Annotated in this window: 21 protein-coding genes; 12 read left to right on the top strand and 9 right to left on the bottom strand. The window is 65.9% G+C overall.

The genetic code is table 11. The annotated features are described in order from the left end of the window. The first annotated feature begins 147 nt into the window (after positions 1–147). On the top strand, positions 148–954 hold the full coding sequence (locus tag LH475_RS02650) for a hypothetical protein (RefSeq protein WP_297412803.1): 807 nt from the start codon (positions 148–150) through the stop codon (positions 952–954). Here LH475_RS02650 and LH475_RS02645 read toward each other — a convergent pair. The 5 genes from LH475_RS02645 to LH475_RS02625 form a co-directional block, all read right to left on the bottom strand. Continuing rightward, positions 949–2,175, bottom strand: a complete 1,227-nt coding sequence (locus LH475_RS02645) for a CDP-glycerol glycerophosphotransferase family protein (RefSeq protein ID WP_297412801.1) — start codon at positions 2,173–2,175, stop codon at positions 949–951. The two genes, LH475_RS02650 and LH475_RS02645, sit on opposite strands and share 6 nt — an antisense overlap. Positions 2,176–2,245: 70 nt before the next feature. Beyond that, positions 2,246–3,139 carry a glycosyltransferase gene (locus tag LH475_RS02640; RefSeq protein ID WP_196844553.1) on the bottom strand — a complete coding sequence of 298 codons (894 nt, stop codon included), beginning with the start codon at positions 3,137–3,139 and terminating at the stop codon, positions 2,246–2,248. Further along, positions 3,126–3,950: a CDP-alcohol phosphatidyltransferase family protein gene (locus LH475_RS02635; RefSeq protein ID WP_196844554.1), complete on the bottom strand. Its 825-nt coding sequence runs from the start codon at positions 3,948–3,950 to the stop codon at positions 3,126–3,128. The genes LH475_RS02640 and LH475_RS02635 overlap by 14 nt, the downstream gene beginning before the upstream one ends. A gap of 4 nt (positions 3,951–3,954) precedes the next feature. Next, positions 3,955–4,998: a glycosyltransferase family 2 protein gene (locus LH475_RS02630; protein ID WP_297412800.1), complete on the bottom strand. Its 1,044-nt coding sequence runs from the start codon at positions 4,996–4,998 to the stop codon at positions 3,955–3,957. A gap of 136 nt (positions 4,999–5,134) precedes the next feature. Continuing rightward, positions 5,135–6,841, bottom strand: coding sequence for a trypsin-like peptidase domain-containing protein (locus LH475_RS02625; RefSeq protein WP_297412799.1), 1,707 nt, complete (start codon positions 6,839–6,841; stop codon positions 5,135–5,137). A 146-nt stretch (positions 6,842–6,987) separates the two neighbouring features. Here LH475_RS02625 and LH475_RS02620 point away from each other — a divergent pair, with 146 nt between their 5' ends. Then, positions 6,988–8,187 carry an aminotransferase class I/II-fold pyridoxal phosphate-dependent enzyme gene (locus tag LH475_RS02620; protein ID WP_297412798.1) on the top strand — a complete coding sequence of 400 codons (1,200 nt, stop codon included), beginning with the start codon at positions 6,988–6,990 and terminating at the stop codon, positions 8,185–8,187. Between the two features lie 189 nt (positions 8,188–8,376). Here LH475_RS02620 and LH475_RS02615 read toward each other — a convergent pair whose 3' ends face one another. After that, positions 8,377–9,450, bottom strand: coding sequence for an alkene reductase (locus tag LH475_RS02615; protein ID WP_297412797.1), 1,074 nt, complete (start codon positions 9,448–9,450; stop codon positions 8,377–8,379). A gap of 270 nt (positions 9,451–9,720) precedes the next feature. Between LH475_RS02615 and LH475_RS02610 the strand changes: the two genes are divergently transcribed. Beyond that, positions 9,721–10,803 carry an alpha/beta hydrolase gene (locus tag LH475_RS02610; RefSeq protein ID WP_196844558.1) on the top strand — a complete coding sequence of 361 codons (1,083 nt, stop codon included), beginning with the start codon at positions 9,721–9,723 and terminating at the stop codon, positions 10,801–10,803. A 122-nt stretch (positions 10,804–10,925) separates the two neighbouring features. Then, the gene (locus tag LH475_RS02605; protein ID WP_327012169.1) at positions 10,926–11,333 is read left to right on the top strand and encodes an ATP-dependent DNA ligase; all 408 of its coding nucleotides are present in this window, start codon (positions 10,926–10,928) and stop codon (positions 11,331–11,333) included. Positions 11,334–11,338: 5 nt separating this feature from the next. On the opposite strand, the gene LH475_RS02600 is transcribed toward LH475_RS02605, so the two are convergent. Further along, the gene (locus LH475_RS02600) at positions 11,339–12,184 is read right to left on the bottom strand and encodes a carbon-nitrogen hydrolase family protein (protein ID WP_196844559.1); all 846 of its coding nucleotides are present in this window, start codon (positions 12,182–12,184) and stop codon (positions 11,339–11,341) included. Positions 12,185–12,327: 143 nt separating this feature from the next. Here LH475_RS02600 and LH475_RS02595 point away from each other — a divergent pair, with 143 nt between their 5' ends. From LH475_RS02595 to LH475_RS02560, 8 genes are all read left to right on the top strand, one after another. Then, positions 12,328–13,875, top strand: coding sequence for a glycosyltransferase family 39 protein (locus LH475_RS02595; RefSeq protein ID WP_196844560.1), 1,548 nt, complete (start codon positions 12,328–12,330; stop codon positions 13,873–13,875). A 4-nt stretch (positions 13,876–13,879) separates the two neighbouring features. Further along, complete coding sequence (locus LH475_RS02590; protein WP_297412796.1) at positions 13,880–14,665, top strand: polyprenol monophosphomannose synthase; 786 nt, start codon at positions 13,880–13,882, stop codon at positions 14,663–14,665. A gap of 88 nt (positions 14,666–14,753) precedes the next feature. Beyond that, a complete protein-coding gene (locus tag LH475_RS02585) occupies positions 14,754–15,473 on the top strand; it encodes an NUDIX domain-containing protein (protein ID WP_297412795.1) in 720 nt (239 codons plus the stop codon). 67 nt (positions 15,474–15,540) lie between these two features. Beyond that, the gene (gene nadA, locus LH475_RS02580) at positions 15,541–16,851 is read left to right on the top strand and encodes a quinolinate synthase NadA (RefSeq protein ID WP_297412794.1); all 1,311 of its coding nucleotides are present in this window, start codon (positions 15,541–15,543) and stop codon (positions 16,849–16,851) included. Between the two features lies 1 nt (position 16,852). Then, positions 16,853–18,478 carry an L-aspartate oxidase gene (gene nadB, locus LH475_RS02575; protein WP_196844562.1) on the top strand — a complete coding sequence of 542 codons (1,626 nt, stop codon included), beginning with the start codon at positions 16,853–16,855 and terminating at the stop codon, positions 18,476–18,478. Next, positions 18,472–19,365, top strand: a complete 894-nt coding sequence (gene nadC, locus LH475_RS02570) for a carboxylating nicotinate-nucleotide diphosphorylase (protein WP_196844563.1) — start codon at positions 18,472–18,474, stop codon at positions 19,363–19,365. Before nadB ends, nadC begins: the two co-directional genes overlap by 7 nt. Positions 19,366–19,386: 21 nt before the next feature. Beyond that, the gene (locus LH475_RS02565) at positions 19,387–20,529 is read left to right on the top strand and encodes a cysteine desulfurase family protein (protein ID WP_297412793.1); all 1,143 of its coding nucleotides are present in this window, start codon (positions 19,387–19,389) and stop codon (positions 20,527–20,529) included. 78 nt (positions 20,530–20,607) lie between these two features. Beyond that, positions 20,608–21,372: a GntR family transcriptional regulator gene (locus LH475_RS02560; protein WP_297412792.1), complete on the top strand. Its 765-nt coding sequence runs from the start codon at positions 20,608–20,610 to the stop codon at positions 21,370–21,372. Between the two features lie 81 nt (positions 21,373–21,453). On the opposite strand, the gene LH475_RS02555 is transcribed toward LH475_RS02560, so the two are convergent. Together LH475_RS02555 and LH475_RS02550 are read right to left on the bottom strand one after the other, a co-directional pair. After that, positions 21,454–22,251, bottom strand: coding sequence for an ATP-binding cassette domain-containing protein (locus tag LH475_RS02555; RefSeq protein WP_196844565.1), 798 nt, complete (start codon positions 22,249–22,251; stop codon positions 21,454–21,456). Continuing rightward, entirely contained in the window at positions 22,248–23,210 is a 963-nt protein-coding gene (locus LH475_RS02550; protein WP_297412791.1) for an ABC transporter permease, read from the bottom strand. The genes LH475_RS02555 and LH475_RS02550 overlap by 4 nt, the downstream gene beginning before the upstream one ends. Positions 23,211–23,273: the final 63 nt, after the last annotated feature.

The following is a 23,273-nucleotide window of genomic DNA, read 5'->3' as shown; positions in this document are numbered from 1 at the left end:
GTCTTGACTAGCGGGTGTACATTTGCAAAAAGTTAGTATTCGTACCCGCCCGGCGCCGCGCGCGGCCCAGCGCGCGCCCCGGTGCACCCCGTACACTCAACCAGACGGGCGCGAGGAAGGCGAGATATGGCAAGGAAGAGCACACCGATGCTGTCATCGACCGGCGGTACCCCGCAGGGCGGCGCGCTGCCGACCGGCTTCGTCAAGGGCTTCGATCGGGTTCTGGCCATCCACCGCCCCGTCGTGCTCGCGCATATCCGCAGCATCCGACGTCGCAATCCCTACGCCTCCCCCGAACAAATCGTGCGCATCCTGGAAAAACGCTACCTCGCAGCGGTCACGACCGGGGGCGCCGCTGTCGGGGCCACCGCGGTCATTCCCGGCGTCGGCACCGGAATCACCCTCGCGCTGTCGGGCGTGGAGACTGCCGGTTTTCTGGAGGCCACAGCGCTGTTCACGCAGTCGGTGAGCGAGGTGCACGGGATCGCCGTGGAAGACCCTGACCGGGCCCGCGCACTCGTCATGACGATGATGCTCGGCCGCGAGGGCAGTGACCTGGTGCGACAGCTCGCCGGTCAGGTGACCGGCTCGGGAACAGCGCGCAACGCCTATTGGGGTGAGGTCATCACCAACAGCCTCCCCCGGGCGATTCTCGGCCCGCTCACCGACCGACTCAAGAGCGCATTTCTGCGACAGTTCGCCACCCGCGGCAGTGCCAGCCTGCTCGGCAAGGCCCTGCCGTTCGGCATCGGAGCGGTCATCGGCGGGGCGGGAAACCACATTCTGGGCAACAAGGTCATACACTCCTCACGTCTCGCGTTCGGTTCGGCGCCAACCGGTTTTCAACCGGACCTCGAACCACGGGTTCGAGAGATCACCGTGCGAGAAAAGCGGCGACGCACATCCCTTCCGGCTGCGCCCCTGCCGGCGCCCGTGCAGGACCAGACGCTATAGCTCGCCCGGCGGGATCGTTGCCGGATCGGGCACAATCGCGATGTCCGCGTCGTGCACGGCCGCGAACCGATCCCACTCGTCCATCAGGTGCTGCACGGCGGTGTGCAGGCGTGCCGTCGCGACGCCGGGGGTCGTGTCGCCGAAGTAGCGCTCTACCCAGCCCTGCAGGCGTTGCATCGCGCCATCATCGTGGGTGAGCCGTTCGACGGCAGCCACAATGTCGGCGGACTGCTCGACGGGCAGCCACTCGCAGTCGGAGAGGTAGCCGCTCGTGTCGATCACGGCCGTCGGGTTGGCCGGCCGGGTGATGATGAGCGGCTTGCCGGTGGCGAGCCGGTCGTAGACCATGGCGGAGATGTCGACGATGGCAACATCCGCTGCTGCCAGTTGCCAGCCGAGGTCTGGACCGAAGTCGTACACGTGCTGCGCACGCGGATCGCGGGCGTTCGCCGCGGAGATAGCCGCGATAATGGTCTTGTTGGCGGCCCCGTAAAGATGGTCGGCCACTCCGCTGCGCGGATGCGGTCGGTAGACGACCCGGTGCGTGCCGGTGGCCAGCAGGGCGGTGACGAGCGCAACTCCGTGGGTCGCGACCGAGCCGTAGGCGGCGCCGGCCCGGTCGCCCTCCCAGGTGGGGGCGTAGAGCACGACCTGGCGTTCGTCGGGCGTGTACGGCAACTCACCGCTGAAGTAGTCGGCCTGCGGGCGTCCGATCTTGATGGCGCGCTTGTCGAAATCGTAGTCCCAGAGCACCCGGTCGAGTCGCGAGAGGGCGGCATCACCGGCCACAAAAGAATAGTCGTAGGCCTTGAACTGGTTGGTGATCATGTACATTTTGTCGCTCTCACCGTGATTGATGAAAACGTGCCAGCAGCGTCCGTAGCGCATCATCTGAAAGTTTCGCGGGTTCTGGTTGACGTAGAACACGATGCGGATATCCTGCTCGGCGACAATCCGCTCGAGTTCCGGCACCGAGCGTGCGTAGGCCACGGGAATCGGCGCCTCGTCCATGAGTTTGAGGGTGCCGCCGCCGGTGCGGCTGAGCACGAGAACCGGCCAGGTCTGGGCAAGTGTGGCGAGGGGCTGGTACCACTGCCGCATCTGGTACATGTTGACCGGCCCATCGGCGAAGTAGATGGCGATCTTGAAGTGATTGTCTTCGCGCAGCTCACGCGATTCCAGCGGGCCGCGCAGCTTGTGTTGGACTTTGCGAGAAGCCACAACATTTCTGACCAGTTTGATTGCACGCTTGAAGTCTTTCCGAATTACCACCGATCAAGACTACCTGCCATCAGATGATCGGCGGGCGTCCAGCCACGGTCATCCGCCAGATCGTGCGCGCTCGAAGCGGATGCCGCGGTCCCGGATCGCTGCGCCACCCTTCGCGCCAGCCACCGAACCATGCGTGCAGGGCCGGTCGATTGTTCAACGCCCAGCGCAGCACCTGGATAGCCGTCCAGGAGCCCACGTAGAGCGGCACAAACAGGGCTGGCAGGTTGCGACGGGCCAGCCAGACTCGGTTGCGGGCGTTCAATCGGTAGTAGTCGGCGTGCCGGGTCGGCAGGATCACCGGATGGTTGGCCACGAGGTCTCCTGCATACCAGGCGACGCGGCCTTGGTCCCAGACCCGCCAGGCCAGTTCGATGCCCTCGTGGGCGTAGAAGAACGGTTCGGCCCAGCCGCCGGTCGCGTCGAAAACGGCGCGCGGCAGCAGCACGGCGCCCTCCCAGACCGAGAACACCGGTCCGGGCGTGGTGGCCTCACCCTTGCGGATGCGGGGAATCCACCGCCGGGGCGATTCCAAACCGGTCGGGTCCTCGACCCGCGGCTGGAGCAGTCCGATGGTCGGGTTGGCACGCAGTTGGACGATAGCTTCACTGAGAAAGAGCGGGTCGGGGATGCTCGCATCATCGTCGAGAAAGAAGACGTACTCGCCGGTAACGAGCGACACCCCGCGATTACGGCCGGCCGGAATGCCCAGGTTGGTCGGCAGCCCGAGCGACTGCACGCCGAACGGCAGTCCGGTCGGCTGCCAGCCGTTGCCGACACAGACCACGTCAAGCGTCACGCCCTGCTGCGCCAGCACCGAGCGGATGCCCCGGTCGAGATCCTGGGGCCGGGTGCCCTGGGTGAGCACCACGACACCGACCGTCGGAATGCCGGCGGATGCCCTAGGAACGGACACGCTTGGACGCCATGATAGCCACGAAATGGCCGATGAGCGAAAGGAACGCGAGGGGTACGAGAATAACGAGCACGGCGCGGTCTAGTAGCGGCTGCCCGAGAAACAGCCCAAGGACGGCCGCGGCGAAGATCACCATGGTCAGCTCTACCGAGTGGTAGATCCGGTGGAACGGCACGAAGTGGGCGAGGCGACGCACCCGCGCGATCGTGCTCGAGGTCGGTGTCTTTTCACCGTGCGTGTCGGCGAGGCGGGTGAGGCCGGCGTTGGCCCTCGCCACGTGCACCATGTCGTTGAGCGCCTTGTTCAGCACGATGATCAGGGCGAGCAGCAGTGCCAGGCTGGTCCAGAGAAAGTCTGCGGGCGACTCGAACGGGTACGCGGCTGCCCGAAGCCCTAGGGCGATGGGAATGAGCGACTCGGTGGAATAGTGCCCGACCTTGTCGAGGAACACGCCAGCCGGCGAGGACGTACCACGCCACCGCGCCACTTCTCCGTCGCAGCAGTCGATGAGCATCTGCACCTGGCTGAGCGCAAGAGCGAGTAGGGCGCCCCAGATTCCGGGGATCAGCAGGGCTGCGGCGGTCGACCAGCCGGCCAGGATCATGAGCGCGGTCACGCCGTTGGCGGAGATGCGGGTCTTCAGCAGCATCCAGGTGAGGTACGGTGACAGGTGGCGCAGGTAGAGGCTCGCAGTCCAGTGTTCGGCGTTGGCGCGCAGGCGCACTTCGGGCGGCTGGGCCACCGCGCGCAGCTGGGCGATCGACTCCGGCCGGGCCGGGCGCCGATGTGAGGTATTCGGCGAACTGGTCATCTGCTCACCTTCCCGTGTGTGCCGTGATGTTGCTGGTGAGTTTCAGGTAGCCGAGCACAAACCCGACCCCCCAGCAGAAGTGAATGCAGGGCAAGACTACGAGAAAATGCAGGGACGAACGAAATCCGCCTGGTCGAGCCACCGCGATGGTCGCGGCAACGACGATGAGCAGATATCCGGCGGGAACGATCAGGCCCAGCAGCAGCCATGGCGGGGCGCCCAGCACCAGCTGCACGAGGCCGCCGAGGCCGAAAATCAGTCCGAGAGCCACACCGAGCACCATGACCGGAGGCGCAAAATAGCGGATGCCGTTGGCCGACGGATAACGCCGGGCCAGCTCACCGCGCCAGAGCCCGGTCGACAGCATCTGCCGAGCCAATTGGGCCAGGGTCGGCCGCGGCCGATAGAGCACGCGAAGTTGCGGCGTGAACCAGACCAGACCGCCGGCTTCCCGGAGGCGCCGGTTGAGGTCCCAGTCCTGGCCGCGTTTCACACCCTCGTCGAACAGTCCGACCTTGAGGATGCTCTCGGTACGAAAACATCCGAGATACACGGTTTCAGCGGCGCCTTCCGCCCCACCAACGTGGTGCGGCGTACCGCCGAGGCCGATGCGCGTGCCATAGGCGCGGGCTACGGCCCGTTCGAAAGAACTGATGCCGCGGGCGTCCATGATGCCGCCGACGTTATCGGCGCCGGTGCGGTCGAGTGTCTCGACGGCAATGCGGGCATACTCGGGCGGCAGCACCGAGTGTGCGTCCACGCGAATGACAACGGCATACTGGGACGCACGAATGGCAATGTTCAAGCCGGCCGGAGTCGACCCGACATCATTGGGCACGACGCGGATGCGGGCGTCAACGGCGGCCATTTCTTCGACCAATTCGGTCGTGCCGTCAATGCTCGGTCCGAGGGCCAGGGTGACCTCGAACGGTCCCTGATAATCCTGAGCCAGCAGGCTCTCGACGGCGGCTCGTACGTGCGTCGCCTCGTTGAGCACGGGCATCACATACGACACCCCGGGAAGAAATCCGTCACCACGTTGGTGCACCTGGCTGGCCAGCTTTCCGGTTATTGGGTAGGACGATCGAGCCTACCAGCCCGCGAAATGACAGAGCGCCCGGTGCCACACGCACGATCGCGCCGCCGGAGAGCCGGCGACGCGATTGTCGGGAAGGAGCGAGCGGTTAGCGCGAGAGCTCGCCGACCGTGACCGAGACGGTGACCGACTTGCCGTCCCGCACGTAGGTGAGGTCGGCGGTTCCACCGGCCGAGAGCACGCGCACCTGGGCGGTGAGGTCGATCGAATCCGTGATCGGCACACCGTTGAATTTGGTGATGACATCATCGGCGGCCAGACCGGCCTTTTCGGCGGCGCCACCGGAGGTGACCTCGCTGATGAGGGCTCCAACGGTACTGCTGGTCGAACTTGACGCGTCCTTGACGCTCGCACCGAGCAGACCGTGCGTGGCCGTTCCGTTGGCGATGATCTCGTCGGAGATGCGCTTGGCGAAGTTCGACGGGATGGAGAATCCAACTCCGATGCTGCCGGCGGCCGACGATGAGGAACTGCTGCCGGCACTGGCGATGGCCACATTGATGCCGATCAGTTCACCGCTGCCGTTGAGCAGGGCGCCACCTGAGTTGCCCGGGTTGATGGCGGCATCCGTTTGAATCACCGGGAGGGCGATGCTAGCTGTGGCGTTCTGGGTTCCCTTTGACTGCTTGCCGTCCTGGTTGGGAAAGTCGAAGAAGAACGGGTTCTGGCTCTGTCCCCCGTCGGGCGTGGTGGCGTCGGGCGAGGTCGGGGCGGCCGAACTCGCGACGGTGATGCTGCGGTTGAGAGCGCTGACGATTCCGTCGGTGACCGTGCCGGAGAGGCCGAGCGGAGCGCCGATGGCGATGGCGTTGTCACCGACATTGAGCTTAGACGAATCTCCCCAGGTGATCGGGGTGAGCCCGCTCGCGTCGGTCAGTTTAATCACGGCGAGGTCAGAAATGGGGTCCGTGCCAACGAGGGTGGCGGTGTACAGCTTGCCATCGTTGCTCTTGACCTCGATTTTCACATCGGAGGCCGCACCGTCGAGGGTGACCACGTGGGTGTTGGTGAGCACGTAGCCGTCGTCGGTGAGGATAACGCCGGAACCGGTACCGCCGGAGGAACTGCTCGACACGTCGATGGTCACGACGCTCGGCGAGGCCTTGGCGGCAACGGCGGTGATCTGGTTGACGCTCTTCGTGTTATTGACCACGACGTTGCTGGGGCCCGATGTCTGGCTGACCGGAACGCCGTTGTTTTGGCCGCCCATCATGAGGGCGGTGATGCCGGCGCCGGACGATCCGCCAACCAGGGCGCCAATGGCGAGCGCCGCGATCAGCGCGACACTGCCCTTACGGCGTCCTTGTTCTTTCGTCTTGCTGGAGGCGAAGGGCTGCCCGGGGTAGGCATCCGCGGGATAGGAATTCGCGGGGTAGGAATTCACGGGGTTCGTATTCGCGGTCGCGTAGGCCTGCGGCGCGACGTTCGGAGCGTAGGCCGAGGTCGACTCGGTGGCGGTCTCGATCGGGCGACCGAAGGCGTCAGTCGGATAGGCGACGGTCTGGGCCTGGTCCGGCTGGCCCTCTCCAGCGGATGCCGCCGGCATGATCGGTGCGTTCACGACCGGCACGGCGGGTTCAGCGTCCACCGGCTGAGCGTCCACCGGCTGCGCGTCCACCGGCTGAGCGTCCACCGGCTGCGCATCGAACGGCTGCGCGGGCGGTGCAGATGGTGTCGCCGGCGGGGTGGCCTGGGAAGTGGGTGGAGTTGTCTCGCCTGACTCATTCACGGCAAAAGCGGCGGCATCATCGGCTGGATCGGGGGTAGTGCCGGAATCTTTGGTGTTGTCGGTCATCGGGTGCTCCTTCCAAGCTTTGCCAGCTTTGCCCCCGAACCTGAACATTCGATATGTACGCTCTGAGAGCATTCAATGATCATGCCGAGACCTTTCCGATGTCGTAGTTTTGTTGCATGCAGGAATCTACACGTGCAGATCAGACGATGACCATTTCCGGCGCCTGGCGACGCACGGCCCGAGGGGCCGGGCTTCTCGCCGCCGATGGCAGCGTTGCGGCGAGTATCTTCGCCGAGATGAGCGCCCTCGCGGTGCGCACCGGTGCCGTCAACCTGGGCCAGGGTTTTCCCGATGAAGACGGGCCGGCCGTCGTGCTCGAGGCGGCGCGCCAAGCCATCACGGACGGGGTGAACCAGTACCCGCCGGGTCGCGGCCAGGCGGTCCTGCTGGAAGCGATCGCCCGGCACCAGCAGCGCTTCTACAACCTGACCGTTGACCCGGGCAGTGAAATTCTGGTCACGGCCGGAGCGACCGAGGCACTCGCGGCGACCATTCTGGCGCTGATCGAGCCGGGTGACGAGGTCGTCACCTTCGAGCCGTTTTACGACGCCTACGGCGGTCTGATCGGCTTGGGTGGAGGCATCCATCGCACCGTTCCGCTGCGTGCCCCAGACTTTCAGCCCGACCTGGACGCTCTTCGCGCTGCCGTCACCGACCGTACCCGCTTGATCATCGTGAACGATCCACACAACCCCACCGGCTCGGTCTTGCCCCGCCAGACCCTCGAGTTGATCGTGGAGCTCGCGCACCAGCACGACGCGATCATCGTCACCGATGAGGTGTACGAGCACCTTACCTTTGGGGCGCCGCACATTCCGATCGCGACGCTGCCCGGAGCGCGGGAGCGCACGGTCACCATTTCCTCGGGCGGTAAGACGTTCAGCCTCACCGGGTGGAAAGTTGGCTGGCTGAGCGCGCCCGCCCCGATCGTCACAGCAATTCTCGCGGTCAAACAGTTCCTCACCTACGTGAATGCGGCTCCGTTTCAGCCGGCCATCGCCGTCGGGCTCGACCTTCCCGATCCGTACTTTGCGACAATCGCCGCCGACATGAAGCACAAACGCGATGTGCTTGTCACGGGGCTGCGCGCGGCCGGCTTCGCGATCAGTGTTCCGCAGGGTTCGTATTTCATCGTGGCGGATGCGACGTCGCTCGGCTTTTCGGATGGCGCCGAACTATGCCGGCGGCTGCCGGAGCTGGCCGGCGTGGTCGCGGTGCCGATCGCAGCATTCTGCTCCCCCGCCCACCGAGCCGAGTATGCGCCGCTCGTGCGGTTCGCCTACTGCAAGAAGGTCGAACTGCTCGAGCAGGCGTCGGTGCAACTGGCCGCGTTGTCGCGCCGGTAGCTGCGCGATCCCCGGCAAATACTCCAGGCTCCTGCGGACGCGTTGCGGTTTCGACGAGCTCAACCAGCGGATGCGAGCGAAGGCGGGAGCCATCACGGTCGAGACACTGCACGGTCGGGCCGGGCCGGGCCTGATCAGGTCGGCTCGGATCAGGCCCGGACGCGTTGCCCGGGTCCTGACCCGATCAATTCAGGAGGCCAGCGCGGGGTAGTCGGTGTAGCCCTCGGCGCCGTCGGTGTAATAGGTGAGCGGGTTGGGCTCGTTCACCGGCAGATCGTCGCGCCAGCGGCGCACCAGGTCTGGATTGGCGATGGCCGCACGACCGACGACAACGGCGTCGGCAACGTCGTCACGCACGAGGGCGAGGGCCTCGTCGCGCGCGGTGATGGCGCCGAATCCACTGTTGACGAGAAAGACGCCACCGAAACGGGCGCGCAGGTGCTGCACGAAATCGCCTCTCGGATCGGCGTGGAGCACGCTGAGGTAGGCCAGGCCGAGCGGGGCTAGCCCGTCGATGAGGGCACCATAGGTGGCCGTGAGGTCGTCGACATCCGTTTCGAGCGCATCCTGAATGTTGTGTTCGGGTGAGATGCGCAGGCCCACTCGGTCGGCGCCGATCGCCAGGGCGACCGCGGTCACGACGTCGATGACGAACCGGGCGCGCTTCTCGGGGGAGCCGCCGAAGGCGTCGTCGCGCACGTTGGAGGCCGGTGACAGAAATTCGTGCAGCAAGTAGCCGTTGGCGCCGTGCAGCTCGACGCCGTCGAAACCGGCCTCGATGGCATTCCTGGCTCCAAGCACGAACTCGGCAATGATGCCGGGCAGTTCGTCGGCGGTCAGCGCGTGGGGCACGGGATAGTCCTGCTTGCCGTCGTAGGTGCGCGTCGTGCCGTTGATGGCGATCGCGCTCGGGCCGACGACCGGGAACCCGCCGTTCGTTGCTTCGTGGGTGACGCGGCCGGCGTGCATGACCTGGGCGACGATGCGACCGCCGGCGGCGTGTACCGAATCGGTGACAGCCGTCCACCCGGCCAGCTGCTCAGGCTCGACGAGCCCGGGCTGGCCAGGAAAGCCCTGGCCGGCGTGGCTCGGGTAAGTGCCTTCACTCACGATCAGGCCGAGCGAGGCACGCTGCGTGTAGTGCAGGGCAACGAGTTCGCCGGGAACACCAAACTGGCCGGAGCGGATGCGGGTCAAAGGCGCCATGACGAGACGGTTGGGGAGGTCGAGGTCGCCCAGGTTCAGCGGGGAAAAGAGTTTCACGGGCACTTCTTTCTCAAAAGACAGCCGGTCAGTCGGACCGGACACGTTCGTGGGGGCGGCACCAGGGAGTTCCTGGTCACTGTAGGCGGCAACGGACACGAGACGAGCGATATTCCTGCCTGTTAATCTGCTGCACACGCCGTGCCGCTTCGCGTTCGATGCCACCTCGAGCAATCCGGTCAGGCAATCCGGTCAGGCAATCCGGTCAGGCAATCCGGCCAGGCAATCCGGCCAGGCAATCCGGTTAGGCCGCGGCACCGAACTACTGCCATGCGCACCTTGATCTCCCGACCAGCGACGCGAACCCACTCCGTGGCACCCCTCGGCGGCCTGGACTCACCGGAGCCCGGCCCGCCACCCGCCCCGCCGAAGCCGGCACCACCGGCCACCGTGCTCGGCTACAGCCCGTTTCCCCTTGACGCCGACGCTCGCCACTTCAGCCTCACCACGAGCACCATGCGCCTCAGGGGCGGAACGGTTGTCGTGCGGCACGGTCGCCGCAGCACGAGCGATACAGCGACCATTCTGTTGCATGGTGCCGCCGGGTCGTGGACGACTTGGACACCCCTGTTGCAGGCCGCCGAGGCGACCGCGCGAGACCTGACCGACCTCATCATCCCCGACCTTCCGGGGTGGGGCGACTCCCCCCTTCCCTCCGACGAGACTGCGCCCAGTGTTGAGTCGATGGCCGAGCTCGTCGCCGACGTGGCCCGCTCCCTCGGCTACGAGCGCTGGAACGTTGTGGGCCATTCCATGGGAGGGTTCGTCGCGCTGCAGCTGGCGGCGAGCGAGACGCGCGCCACGACATCCGTCGGTCTGGTCTCGGCCACGTCGTTTTCGATCCAAGACAGCGTTCGTCACCCGATTCGCCACTTTTCGGTGCTGCCCGCATTCACGGCGCTACTCCTGACCATGCGGATGCTGCGGGTCGCCGGCCCACTCGGCCGCGGCCTGGTGCGGACTGTGGCGGGACTCGGTCTGCTGCGAGCCCTCGTCGCTTCACTGTTCAGCCGCCCGATGGCGGTCGACGCGACCGTGATCGCAGCCCTCGGCACCGAGGTGCGCCCGGCCGCCTTCGTTCTGGCTGCCACCCGTGCCGGTGCCTACGACGCAGCCACGCGCTGGGCGCAGATCAGCTGCCCCGTGCGCTCGGTACACGGTGACCGCGACGTATTCGTCACGGTCAATGACGATGCACGGCTGCGCGCGGTCGTGTCGCACTGTGTGGTCAGCACGATCGCGGGAGCCGGGCACTTCGGTCAGATCGAACGACCCCTCGAGGTGCTCCTCCGGCTCGAATTCGCCGTTCCCCTGCCGACCAAATCGACCACGCCTCTGCTGGATACTTTCTGAAATCCTTGTGTTTGTCCCCCAAACGGAGGACAGTGAATAGCAGTACCCGGTTCCGCGTAAAAGTGCGAACTTCGCATTCGTTCCGGCCTCAGTGGTCTCACTCAGCGCACGATCATAACTAAATGGAAGTGGCAATCATGGGTTCTCTCACCTACGACCGTGTCGTCGTGGAATTCGAAGACCGAATGCTGGCACACCTGCAGCTCGTGATCATTCAGAAGCTGCGCCGCGGTGAGAGCTTTCTCCTGTCTTGGCGCGATGCAGCCGTCGTTGGTGACGGACGCAGCTCGGCGTGGCTGCACCCGGCAATTCCGTTGTATTTCAAGTTCGCCGGCGGCCACACGCCGACCCTTAACCCCAACTGGGTTGCCCAGCTGACCCGCTCGGCCAACAGCTCCCAAGGCCTCGTCGTCACCGCTGAAGAAAGCGCTACCGTTGACGCCAATGTGCCGCCCAAGGTGGAACCGGCCATCGGCATTCGGGCGGCCGCCCAGACTCGCGCGACCAAGGCCAGCGTCACCGAACGCTGACCAGCTCAGCGAGGTATGACCGTGAAGCGGCGCAGCGCGAGGGCCGGATTGACGGCGCGCACCGCGGTGACGCGGGTGGGCGTCAGGAACGCGACCGCGACATCCGCGTTCTCACCGAGGCTGGCCAGCGCAACCCCCATCGGGTCGATGATCAGGCTGGTTCCGACGCCGATCGGTGGTGTGTGATCGGCGGCGGCCACAAAAACAGTGTTCTCCAGTGCCCGGGCGGTGAGCAGGGTCTGCCAATGCTGCTCTTTGAGCGGGCCGCGAACCCATTCGGCCGGAACGAGCACGAGGGTTGCGCCGGCATCGACGAGCCGACGGGTGACCTCGGGAAAGCGGATGTCGTAGCAGGTCTGCAGCCCGACCCGCAGGCCGCCGACGTCAAAGATTTCGGGATCGCTCACGGTGCCGGGTAATACCCACTCTGATTCGTGGTCGCCGAACGCGTCGTAGAGGTGCAGCTTGCGATACGTCGCCACGAGCTGCCCGGTCGGATCGACGGCGACGAGGGTGTTCGAGAACCGGGCCGGGTTTGCGGTCGTTTCGAGCATGCCGGCCACAATGTGAATGCCAAGTTCGGCGGCGAGCGCGGCGAGCGCGGTCACGAACACGCCGTCGAGCGGTTCGGCTGCGGCCACAAACGACGGCCCGAGCTTCGGTTCGAAAAACGCCGAGTACTCCGGAAAGACGACGAGGTGGGCGCCACGCGCCGCCGCAGTTGCGGCGAGTTGACGCATAAAACCGCGATTGCGCGCCCGATCGGGTCCCGGGGCAAACTGGGCGACGGCCACGCCGACCGCGCTGGCTTCATCGCGGGTGAATTCGTCTGGTTCAAGGCCGGGAGTCATGGCAAAAGCCTAGCTGGCCGCTCGCTGCCGGCGCCGATACGGGCGCCGATACCGGTGCCGACCAGCGTAAGGCGTGGTCTTCGCAGGCAACTCGGGGGGGTTTCGAAGGCTCCCGTTAACAATTGCTGGGTAGGTTGACTTAGGTGACCTCCGTTATCGCTCCGCACCTCGTGGCACCTCCGGTGCTCCGCGGACGCCGTTTTCGGAATCTGTTGACCGGGCGTTCGGCGTGGCTTGTGGCACTCGTGGCGTTTCTGGTGTCGTTCGCGTGGTCCTGGCAGCCGTCGTATTGGGGCGATGAAGCGGCGAGCATCATGTCGGCCGAACGATCGCTCCCGTCGCTGTTTGGCATGCTCGACGACGTCGATGCTGTGCACGGCCTGTACTACCTGTTCTTGCACGGCTGGATCGACCTGTTCGGCGCTTCCGAGCTCTCCACCCGACTGCCGAGCGCGATCGCGATCGGTGTCGCCGCTGCCGGTACGGTCGTCCTGGCACGGTTCTTCATGGGGGCACGGGTGGCCATCGGTGGCGGATTGGTCTTTGCCATTCTGCCCCGGGTCACCTACATGGGCGCCGAGGCTCGATCGACCGCCATCGCGACGGCCATCGGTGTCTGGCTCACGATCCTGCTCGTGCACGCGGTGCGCAGCAGTAGCTCGCGTCGGCGCCGGCAAGTCCTGCTCTGGGGGGGATACTCGATTCTCCTCGCCTTGGGAATCTACGTCTTTCTCTTCCTTGCTCTGCTGCTTCCAGTGCACGCGGTGGTGGTGCTTGCGGCTGGCCGTCGGCATCCGATCTGGCGCATCTGGGCGATCTGGCTCGCCGCGAGCGTGCTCGGGCTACTGCTTGCTGCCCCTATCTTTCTGGCGGGCTCGGCGCAACGGGAACAAATCGCGTTCATCGGCCGTCGGCCAACGGTCACGGTGAATGAGGCGGCGGTGATGCAGTGGTTTGACACGATTCCGGTGGCGATCACGGCCTGGTCGCTCATCACTGTGGCGGTGATCGCAGTATTTCTGCGGCGCCCCGGCGCGCGCAGGTCCGCCGGGCTGCCTGGTCCCGCCGGACTGACAATTTTTCTGGCCTGGCTGGTGCTGCCCAGCTCAATTTTGCTCGTGGGCACCCAGCTGGTCACCCCGATGTATTCGCTACGTTACCTCTCACTGTGCGCACCGGCGGTGGGCATCGTGATCGCCGTGGGCGTGGCGGCGCTCGCCAACCATTGGTTGCGTGCCGCGACCGTGGTGGCGCTCGTGGCGGTAATCGTGCCCGCCTACGCCGTGCAACGGGGTGACTACGGCAAGAACGAGGGCAGCGACTGGCGTCAGGTCGCCGACATCATCGCCGCCCGGGCAGCGCCCGGCGACGGCGTCGTGTTCGATAAGAGCGTGCGACCCTCGCGCCTGCCACGGCTGGCCATGCACGTGTACCCCGACGCGTTCCTCGGCCTGCAGGACGTGACGTTGACCCGGTCCTATGCCGACACGGGCTGGCTCTGGGACGAAGTCGCACCGCTGACCGCGGTATTGCCGACTCTTACCGGCCTCGACCGGATCTGGCTGCTGCAATACTCGGGAAGCGGAGATTCGCGCAGAGAAACGGACGTCCACACGCTCGCGCGCCAGGGATTCCACGTCGACCAGACGACACTGGTGAATCGCACCCGCATCATTGAAATGACGAGGTAACTCCGTGCCCATCAACCCCGTGCCCACCGACCCCGTGCCGACCACCCTGGTGCTCGTACCGACCTACAACGAGGCCGAGAACATCGCCTCGATTGTGGATCGGCTGCGCACCAGTGTGCCCTTCGTGCACATCCTGATCGTCGATGACGCCTCCCCCGACGGCACCGGCCCTCTCGCCGACGCCATTGCGGCCCGGGATTCGAGCGTTCACGTGCTGCACCGCACCGCGAAGACCGGTCTCGGTGCGGCCTACCTCGACGGCTTGGGCTGGGGCCTCGGTCGCGGGTACACCCAACTGGTGCAACTCGACGCCGACGGCTCCCACCTGCCCGAGCAGCTCGCGAGCCTGTTGGCGGCAGCGAACACGGCCGACGTGGTCATGGGGTCACGGTGGGTGCCCGGCGGGGCCATCGAGAATTGGCCCTGGCATAGGCGTGCACTCTCCCGCGGCGGATCCCTCTACTCCCGGCTATTGCTGCGCCTTCCGCAACGGGACGCCACCGGCGGCTACCGGGTCTACTCGGCCCGCGCCCTGGAGCGCATGGACCTCTCGAGCGTGGACAGCCTCGGTTACTGCTTTCAGATTGAGATGCTGCTGCACGCCGTGCGCGCCAACCTCCGCGTCGTCGAGGTGCCGATCACCTTTGTCGAGCGGGTACGCGGGTCGTCCAAGATGAGTCCGCGCATCGCTGTGGAAGCGATGGCCCGGGTCACACTGTGGGGCGTGACCGGGATGGGTATCAGCCGGGCCGGCGCCCGTGCGGCCGCCGCGGCCGCACGGGGAGCCTGAATTTCGTCCCATCCGGGTGTTTGAGTCAATTTGACTATATGATTGCTCCAGCAGTTAGAGTCACTCCGACCTTTACGACTGGATCCCCGTGCTGGAACATTACCTGACCGAGCAGAGCCCGCTCGAACACGGCAGCGCCCGAGCGACCCTGGCTGTCTCGACCGTGATCTTCACCCTGCGTCCCGACGACGAGTCGGGCCTGAAGACGCTGTGGCTGCCGCTCGTGCGCCGCACCCGCGACCCGCACCTCGGCCTCTGGGCGCTACCCGGCGGTTGGCTACCGGCCGACGAAGAACTCGCTGCAGCCGCCGCCCGCACCCTGCGCGAGACGACCGAACTGTCCCCGCGCTATCTGGAGCAGTTGTACACCTTCGGCGATATCGACCGCTCCCCCGACCTGCGTGTGGTTTCCGTCGTGTACTGGGCGCTCGTGCGATCCGAGGTCGCGGAGCGAGCATCCGTTGGAGAAAACGTGCGCTGGTTCGCCGCCGACCAGCTGCCGCCGCTGGCCTTCGACCACAACCGCATTGTCGAATACGCCCTCTGGCGGCTGCGCACCAAGGTGGAATATGCGCGCATCGCACACGCTTTTCTCGGTGATACGTTCACCCTCGCTCAGCTGCGGGAGGTGCACGAGGCCGTGCTGCAGAAGGCCCTCGACCCGGCCAATTTTCGCCGGTCGATCGAGTCGTCGGGCAGCCTGATCAGCACCGACCAACACGTGGCCGGGGCGCGGCATCGCCCCGCCCGGCTCTTCCGCTATGACGATCGGGCCGCCGAGCACGAACCACCTGGGCCGACGCTCTGACTCACTGTTTCGCACCATTTCACCCTCTTCATTTCTCACCTCTCTGCACTTTTCAAGGAGCACGGCCATGACGATTCCCTCGGTCCAGACGACCATCCGTCTCATCGGCACCGGCAGAGCTGCCGGCAGCACCTGCAGCCCGGCCCTGGCGACACCGCCGTGGGAGTTTGATGCCGGTACGCCCGGTTATGGGCCAGGTTCGTCGATGGGCGATGTGCTTCCGGCCGGCTCCCCACGTCAGGGCGCGCTGCCGGAGCGCTACCGCGCCGCCTCACCGGAGGAACTGAGTGCCCGCATCGTCGAGGCGAAACAGGTTCTCGGTGACTCGGTGGTCATTCTCGGCCACTTTTACCAGCGCGACGAGGTGCTGCGCCACGCCGATTTCGTCGGCGACTCCTTTCAACTCGCGCAGGCCACGCAGAGCCGCCCCGACGCCGTCGCGATCGTGTTCTGCGGCGTGCATTTCATGGCCGAAACCGCCGATCTGCTCTCCGGCGCCGACCAGGCCGTGATTCTGCCGAACCTCGCCGCCGGCTGTTCCATGGCCGACATGGCCGACATCGACTCGGTCACCGAGTGTTGGGAGCAGCTCGAAGAGCTCTACGGCACGGCATCGGATGCCTCCGGCCGGGTTCCGGTGATTCCGGTCACGTACATGAATTCCTCCGCCGCGCTCAAGGGTTTCTGCGGCGCGAACGGCGGCATCGTCTGCACCTCGTCGAATGCCCAGATCGTGCTGGAGTGGGCGTTCGAACGTGGCCAGCGGGTGCTGTTCTTTCCCGACCAGCACCTCGGCCGCAACACCGCCAGGGCCATGGGCGTTCCTCTTGACCAGATGCCGATGTGGAACCCGACCAAGCCTCTCGGTGGCAACACGGTCGACGCACTCGATGCCGCCCGGGTTGTGCTCTGGCACGGCTTCTGCAGTGTGCACCGCCGCTTCACCGTGCCGCAGATCGAAGCCGCCCGCACCGACCACCCGGGCGTGCGGGTTTTTGTGCACCCGGAATGCCCGATGGCGGTCGTCGACGCCGCCGACTCGTCCGGGTCCACCGATTTCATCGCGAAGGCCATCGCCGCCGCACCGGCCGGCACGACCTTTGCGATCGGCACCGAGATCAACCTCGTGAATCGACTCGCCGCCCAGCACCCCGAGCACGAGATCTTCTGCCTCGACCCGGTGATCTGCCCCTGCTCCACCATGTACCGCATCCACGCCGGCTACCTGGCCTGGGTACTCGAAGCACTCGTCGGCGGCGGCGAACAGCCGACCGAGGTACTCAATCAAATCACGGTGTCGGCCGATGTTGCCGGGCACGCCCGGGTGGCCCTCGAGCGGATGCTGGCGGCCCGGCCGCCGCTCCTGGTCGGCGCCTGACATGGCTTCGATCCTCGTCATCGGCAGCGGCCTCGGCGGTTTGCTGGCCGCAGTGCGGGCAGCGGATGCCGGCCACCGCGTCGTGCTCGTCACCAAGTCGGTGCTGCCGGAGAGCAATACCCGCTACGCGCAGGGCGGCATCGCCGCAGCCCTGTTTCGTGACGACTCAGTCGACGCGCACGTGTTCGACACGCTGCGTGCCGGTGCCGGATTGTGCGATCCGGCGGCCGTGCGGGTGCTGTGTGAAGAAGGTCCGGCGCGGGTGCGCGACCTCATTCGCTTCGGGGTGGACTTCGACCGGGACGAGTCGGGCGTGGCCCGTGGGCTCGAAGCGGCGCACTCCCGCTCACGGGTCGTGCATGCCGGCGGCGACGCGACCGGGGCTGCGGTCGAAGCGGCGCTCGTTGCGACCGTGCGACGCCGCACCGCGATCGAGGTACGGGAGCACACCATGCTCGTCGACCTGCTGGTCGACTCAGACAACGACGATGACATTATCATCCGTGGTGCCCGGGTGCTCGGCCCGAACGGTGCGCAGGAGAGCCTCGACGCCGATGCTGTGATCCTCGCCACCGGCGGCGCCGGCGCGCTCTACGCGCACACCACCAATCCTTTGGTCGCGACCGGCGACGGAGTGGCGGCGGCATGGCGGGCCGGGGCATCCGTTACTGATCTGGAGTTTTACCAGTTTCACCCAACCGCCCTCGCTGTGCCGAGCACGCCGCTCGTGTCAGAGGCGGTGCGGGGCGAAGGTGCCGTGCTGCGCAGCCCGAGCGGCGAACGCTTCATGCTCGCCGAGCACCCCGACGCCGAACTCGCTCCGCGCGACGTCGTGGCCCGCGCCATCGCCGGCCAGATGGAACGGCAGAACGGCGCCCCGGTGCTGCTCGACGCGACCGCGCTCGGGCGTGAGTTGCTGGAAACCCGGTTTCCCACCATCACCGCCGCCTGCCGGGCGGCGGGCCTCGACTGGGCCGTCGACCCGATTCCGGTGGCCCCCGCCGCGCACTACTGGATGGGCGGCGTCGAAACAGATACCTGGGGCCGCACCAGCCTGACCGGGCTCTTCGCCGTCGGCGAAGTCGCCCGCACCGGAGCGCACGGCGCCAACCGGCTCGCCTCCAACTCACTGCTCGAGGCGGCCGTGTTCGCCGACCGCGCGGTGCGCGCACTCGCGCTTTTCCCGTCGGACGAGCCAGCAACGCACCCGTTGGTCGAGTTGGTCGGTACCACCCAACCGCTGGTTGAAGTTGTCGAGACCACAATCGATGGTCTCGACAAGCTCGACCAACGACACGACCTACCCCTCGTCGACCGCACTGTGCTTCAGAACCTCATGTGGGAATTCGCCGGAGTACACCGCTCCGGCGTCGGCCTGACCCAGGCCACCCGCACGCTCGCCGAGTGGGCCGCGCCGCCAGCCACCTGTACTTCGGTCGCGGCCCTCGAAGACCGCAACCTGCTCGATCTCGCCCGCCTGCTCGTGGCCGCCGCGCTGGCCCGCGAAGAATCTCGCGGCGCGCACTATCGATCGGACTTCGCCGAGACCCGTCCCGAGCTGGCCTGTTCCCGCTCGCAAACTCGTCACCTCGAACTCGCACCGGCCAAGGAGGCCATCGCATGCTGACCGACCACTCCGTCAACGTTGTTGTGCAGGCGGCCCTCGATGAGGACGCTCCCTGGGGCGACCTCACCTCGGCCGTGCTCATTCCCCAAGACGCCGTCGCAACGGCCCGGCTCCAGGCTCGCGAACCCGGCGTGTTCAGCGGCGGCGCCGTGTTCGCTGCCGCCTTCGCCCTGACCGACACCCGCATTGAGGTGCGCCAGTTCGTGGCGGACGGCGACCACTTCGACATCGGCGCCACGCTCGCCGAGGTGACCGGCCCGGCCCGCGGAATTCTGCAGGCGGAGCGTATCGGCCTCAACTTCGTGCAGCGAATGAGCGGAATCGCCACACTCACCAAGCGGTACGTCGCCGAGACGGTCGGTACCGAGGCCCGCATCGTCGACACCCGCAAGACCACCCCGGGGCTGCGCGCCCTCGAACGGCAGGCCGTGCGCGATGGTGGAGGGCACAACCACCGGTTCAGCCTCTCCGACACCGTCATGGCCAAGGACAACCACCTCGCCGTGCTCGCGGCCGGACCGCTCGGCCTCACCGAGGCACTGCGCGCGGTGCGAGCCCAACTCTCCCACACCACCCACTTCGAGGTGGAGGTCGACCGCCTCGACCAGATCGAAGATGTGCTCGCGGCCGGCATCGACACGATTATGCTCGATAATTTCAGCCCGGACGACCTGCGGGCCGGCGTGACGCAGGTCGCCGGTCGCGCGATCGTCGAGGCGAGCGGCGGCGTGTCGCTCGCGACGGTTCGTGACATTGCGCTATCTGGTGTCGACGTGATCTCGGTCGGTGCGCTCACCCACAGCGTGCGCGCACTCGACCTGGGGCTCGACATTGCCATCCGCGTCAACGCGTCGACCGGTTTCGCGCCTGCCCTCCGAGCCCCCTGAACACATGATCTCTCTGGACACATGATTTATCTGGACAATGCCGCGACGACCCCGGTACGCCGCGAAGCGCTCGAGGCCATGTGGCCGCACCTCACCGGCGGCTTCGGCAACCCGTCGAGCCACCACCAGGTCGGCGAGGCGGCGGCCGCCGCGCTGTTGGAGGCTCGGCGCAGTGTCTCCCGGTCGCTCGGTTGCCGCCTGGGTGAGGTCACGTTCACCAGCGGCGGCACCGAAAGCGACAACCTCGCGATCAAGGGCATCGCCCTCGGCACCCCGCGCGGCCGCCACATCGTGACCACACCGATCGAACACGAGGCCGTGCTCGAATCGTGCGACTACCTGCGCCGGCTGCACGGTTTCGAGGTCACCCTGTTGCCAGTGGATGCCTTCGGCCACGTCGATCCCACCGAGCTGGCCCACGCGCTGCGCACCGACAGCACGCTCGTCTCGGTGCACTACGCCAACAACGAGGTGGGCACCGTACAGCGCGTCGCCGAACTGTCCACGATCGCCCACGCTGCGGGCGTGTCGTTCCACACCGATGCGGTGCAGGCCGGCGGCTGGCTCGACCTCAACGTCAGCACACTCGGAGTGGACGCGCTGAGCCTGTCCGGCCACAAGCTGGGGGCTCCCCCTGGAATCGGAGCGGTCTTTGTGCGCGGGCGACTCCCAATCGAGCCCCTGCTGCACGGCGGCGGCCAGGAGCGCGGCAAACGCAGCGGCACCGAAAACGTTGCCGGCGCTGTCGCCCTGGCCGTGGCCCTGCGCCTGGCCGGCGAGGAACGAGCCGAAGCAGCCCGGCGCACGGGTGCGCTCCGCGATGCGTTCATCAGCACGGTGCTGCGCGAAACCAGTTCCGCCCGCCTCACCGGCCATCCGACCGAACGGTTGCCGGGCACCGCGTCGTTTGTCTTTGCGGGCACCAGCGGCGAGGCGGTGCTGCTCGAGCTCGAAGCGCGCGGCATTGTCTGTTCGAGCGGGTCCGCCTGCGCGGCCGGAAGCAGCGAACCGTCGCACGTACTGACGGCGATGGGGGTGTCGGCCGACGTGGCCCAGACAGCCGTCCGGTTCACGCTGGGTAATGGCACGACGGCGGAGGAGGTGGCCCAAGCAGCGGCATCCGTTCGCGCCGCTGTCGCCTCGGTAGCCCGCCTCGGCGTCTGAATTACTGACAGCTCAGGGTATGACCTGATATTGTCTTAACAATTGGCCAAAGCTATTGGCTTGTCAGTGGAGGGTCGCATGAGCGTGCAGGAAGAAAAAACCCTACCCATGGGTCTGTTCATGGATCTGGAACGATCCGGGCCGATTCCGCTCTACTTTCAAGTCTCCCAACGCATCGAGACGGCAATTCTCAGCGGTGAACTACCCGCCGGGTCACGGCTGGAAAACGAGGTTGCCCTCGGCCAACGGCTGGGCCTCAGCCGCCCGACCGTGCGCCGCGCCATCCAGGAAATCGTCGACAAGGGTCTGCTCGTGCGCCGACGCGGCATCGGCACCCAGGTCGTGCACGGCCAAGTGACCCGCAAGGTCGAATTGACGAGTCTCTACGACGACCTCACCAACACGCACAAGGTTCCCTCAACCCACCTTCTAGCTCTGGAAAACCGGGTAGCGGATGCGAAAACAGCCGAGCGTCTCGGAGTGGTCGAGGGCAGCCCCACGCTCTACATTCGGCGCGTGCGCCTGGCCGACGACGTTCCCGTTGCCGTCATGGAGAATTGGCTTCCCGAGGACTTCATCGGTATCGCACCGAATGATCTCGTCATTCACGGCCTCTACCAAGTGCTGCGTTCGCGCGGTGTGACGATGCGGGTGGCCCGCCAGCACATCGGTGCCCGCAAATCCACGAACGAAGAGGCCGTTCTGCTGGAGGTCGAGAAGAACTCCGCCCTGCTCACGATGGACCGCACCGCCTATGACAACTCGGGCCGCGCGGTCGAATTCGGCCAACACTGCTACCGCCCCGACCTCTACTCTTTCGAAGTGACCCTGGTTGAAAAGTAGACCCCTTCGGCAGCGCAACGACGTCTGGCCGCCTCAACCCCGCAGGGTCAGACGGCCAGATTTTCGTGCCATGAGCGATGTTCAGGGGCGGGCCAACTCGTGCGCAAGAGCGTCGAGTTCTGCTCCGCCGGCCATGAGCTTGGTCATCTCCTCGATGGTGATCTCACTCTTCTTGAAACCGCCCAGGCTCGTGCCGCGCTTGAGCAATAGAAAACGGTCACCGACGGGATAAGCGTGGTGCGGGTTGTGAGTGATGAACACCACGCCCAAACCGCGATCACGGGCCTGCGCGATGTATTTCAACACCACGCCGGCCTGCTTGACGCCAAGAGCAGAGGTCGGCTCGTCAAGAATGACGACCTTTGCTCCGAAGTAAACGGCTCGGGCAATGGCGACCGACTGTCGTTCACCACCCGACAGGGTACCGATCGGCTGGTCCACATCACGCAGGTCGATGCCCATCTTGGCGAGCTCTTCCTTGGTGATCCGGCGCATTCCCTTCACGTCCAACTGGGTGAACGGACCGAAACCGCGGGTCAGTTCCGAGCCCAGGAAGAAGTTTCGCCAAACCGGCATCAGTGGAACAACGGCAAGGTCCTGGTAAACCGTCGCGATGCCAAGATCCAGGGCCTCGCGGGGGCTGGCAAAGGTGCGTTCGACACCGTAGGCGAGAAGCTTGCCGTGGGTGTGCACGTGAGCCCCGGAAAGAATCTTGATGAAGGTCGATTTGCCGGCACCGTTGTCCCCCAGAACGCAGAGCACCTCACCGACACCGACCGAGGCCGACACGCCCTGCAGCGCCAGAATGGAACCGTAGGTCTTGCCGATATCTCGAACTTCAAGAATGGGCGGGGCAGAGGATGCTTCCGCGTGCGTCATGAGCGAACTCCTGCCTGGCGGCGCACATAGAGGTTGACGAGCACGGCCAGCAGCAGCATCCCGCCGAGAAAAGCCTTGAGCCAGTTATTATCCCACTGCGCGAACACAATTCCCTGCAGGGTCATTCCGTAAATGAGGGCTCCCAGCGCCGCACCAATGGCCGACCCATAACCGCCGGTCAGCAGGCATCCGCCGACCACGGCGCATATGATGTAGATGAATTCCTGGCCGATTCCGGTCGTGGCCTGCACCGTGGACACATCGAACAACTGCAACATGCCCACGAGCCAACCAGCACCGGCCGTGGTCATGAACAGTCCCATTTTGACCTTCATCACCGGTACGCCCACCTGGCGCGAGCTCGTGATCTGTCCCCCGACCGCGAAGATCCAGTTGCCCGAGCGGGTACGTAACAGAATCCAGGTTGCGAGAACCGTTGAGGCTACCCACCAGACGATGGAGATCTTCACGTCCATGCCGAACAGGTTGAACGAGGAACCAAAGAATACCTTGACGGTATCGAAGCCGGGCACGGCGCTCATGCCCTGAATCGAGACCGTACCGGTAATGATCTTCGTGACGGCCAGGTTCACTCCCTGCAGGATGAAGAACGTGGCGAGCGTCACGATAAAGCTCGGCAGTCCCGTCTTCATGACAACGAAAGCGTTCGCCGCACCGATGGCCAGGGCAATCGCCAGGGCCAGGACGAGGGCAAGCCAGATGTTGATGCCCCACTCGGTCGTGACGATCCCGACAACGAGTCCCGTTGTGCCGACCATCGCACCGGCGGACAGGTCGAATTCGCCGCCAATCATGAGCAGTGCAACCGCGACGGCCATGATGCCGAATAGCGAAGCTGAATAGAGCCAGGTGGCCACACCGGCAGGCGTCAGAAACGCCTGCGTCGAGACCGAGAAGAAGATGAAAATGGCGAGGGCTGCGACCGCTGCGCCGCCCACCGGTGGGGGCCGCAGCGGGATTATAAGACCGGGCTGCTTTCTGCGGTGATCGGTTTACCCGGG

It is taken from the genome of Cryobacterium sp., assembly GCF_026786305.1.
In the GTDB taxonomy this organism is placed as follows: Bacteria; Actinomycetota; Actinomycetes; order Actinomycetales; family Microbacteriaceae; genus Cryobacterium.
This window is presented reverse-complemented; position numbering and strand designations above follow the sequence as displayed.

Excerpts from the sequence above, each read along its gene's own strand:
- LH475_RS02650 (WP_297412803.1), top strand. The coding sequence starts at position 148 with ATGCTGTCATCGACCGGCGGTACCCCGCAGGGCGGCGCGCTGCCGACC.
- LH475_RS02635 (WP_196844554.1), bottom strand. The coding sequence starts at position 3,950 with ATGACCAGTTCGCCGAATACCTCACATCGGCGCCCGGCCCGGCCGGAG.
- LH475_RS02625 (WP_297412799.1), bottom strand. The coding sequence starts at position 6,841 with ATGACCGACAACACCAAAGATTCCGGCACTACCCCCGATCCAGCCGAT.
- LH475_RS02620 (WP_297412798.1), top strand. The coding sequence starts at position 6,988 with ATGACCATTTCCGGCGCCTGGCGACGCACGGCCCGAGGGGCCGGGCTT.
- LH475_RS02610 (WP_196844558.1), top strand. The coding sequence starts at position 9,721 with ATGCGCACCTTGATCTCCCGACCAGCGACGCGAACCCACTCCGTGGCA.
- LH475_RS02605 (WP_327012169.1), top strand. The coding sequence starts at position 10,926 with ATGGAAGTGGCAATCATGGGTTCTCTCACCTACGACCGTGTCGTCGTG.
- LH475_RS02600 (WP_196844559.1), bottom strand. The coding sequence starts at position 12,184 with ATGACTCCCGGCCTTGAACCAGACGAATTCACCCGCGATGAAGCCAGC.
- nadA (WP_297412794.1), top strand. The coding sequence starts at position 15,541 with ATGACGATTCCCTCGGTCCAGACGACCATCCGTCTCATCGGCACCGGC.
- nadB (WP_196844562.1), top strand. The coding sequence starts at position 16,853 with ATGGCTTCGATCCTCGTCATCGGCAGCGGCCTCGGCGGTTTGCTGGCC.
- nadC (WP_196844563.1), top strand. The coding sequence starts at position 18,472 with ATGCTGACCGACCACTCCGTCAACGTTGTTGTGCAGGCGGCCCTCGAT.
- LH475_RS02565 (WP_297412793.1), top strand. The coding sequence starts at position 19,387 with ATGATTTATCTGGACAATGCCGCGACGACCCCGGTACGCCGCGAAGCG.
- LH475_RS02560 (WP_297412792.1), top strand. The coding sequence starts at position 20,608 with ATGAGCGTGCAGGAAGAAAAAACCCTACCCATGGGTCTGTTCATGGAT.
- LH475_RS02555 (WP_196844565.1), bottom strand. The coding sequence starts at position 22,251 with ATGACGCACGCGGAAGCATCCTCTGCCCCGCCCATTCTTGAAGTTCGA.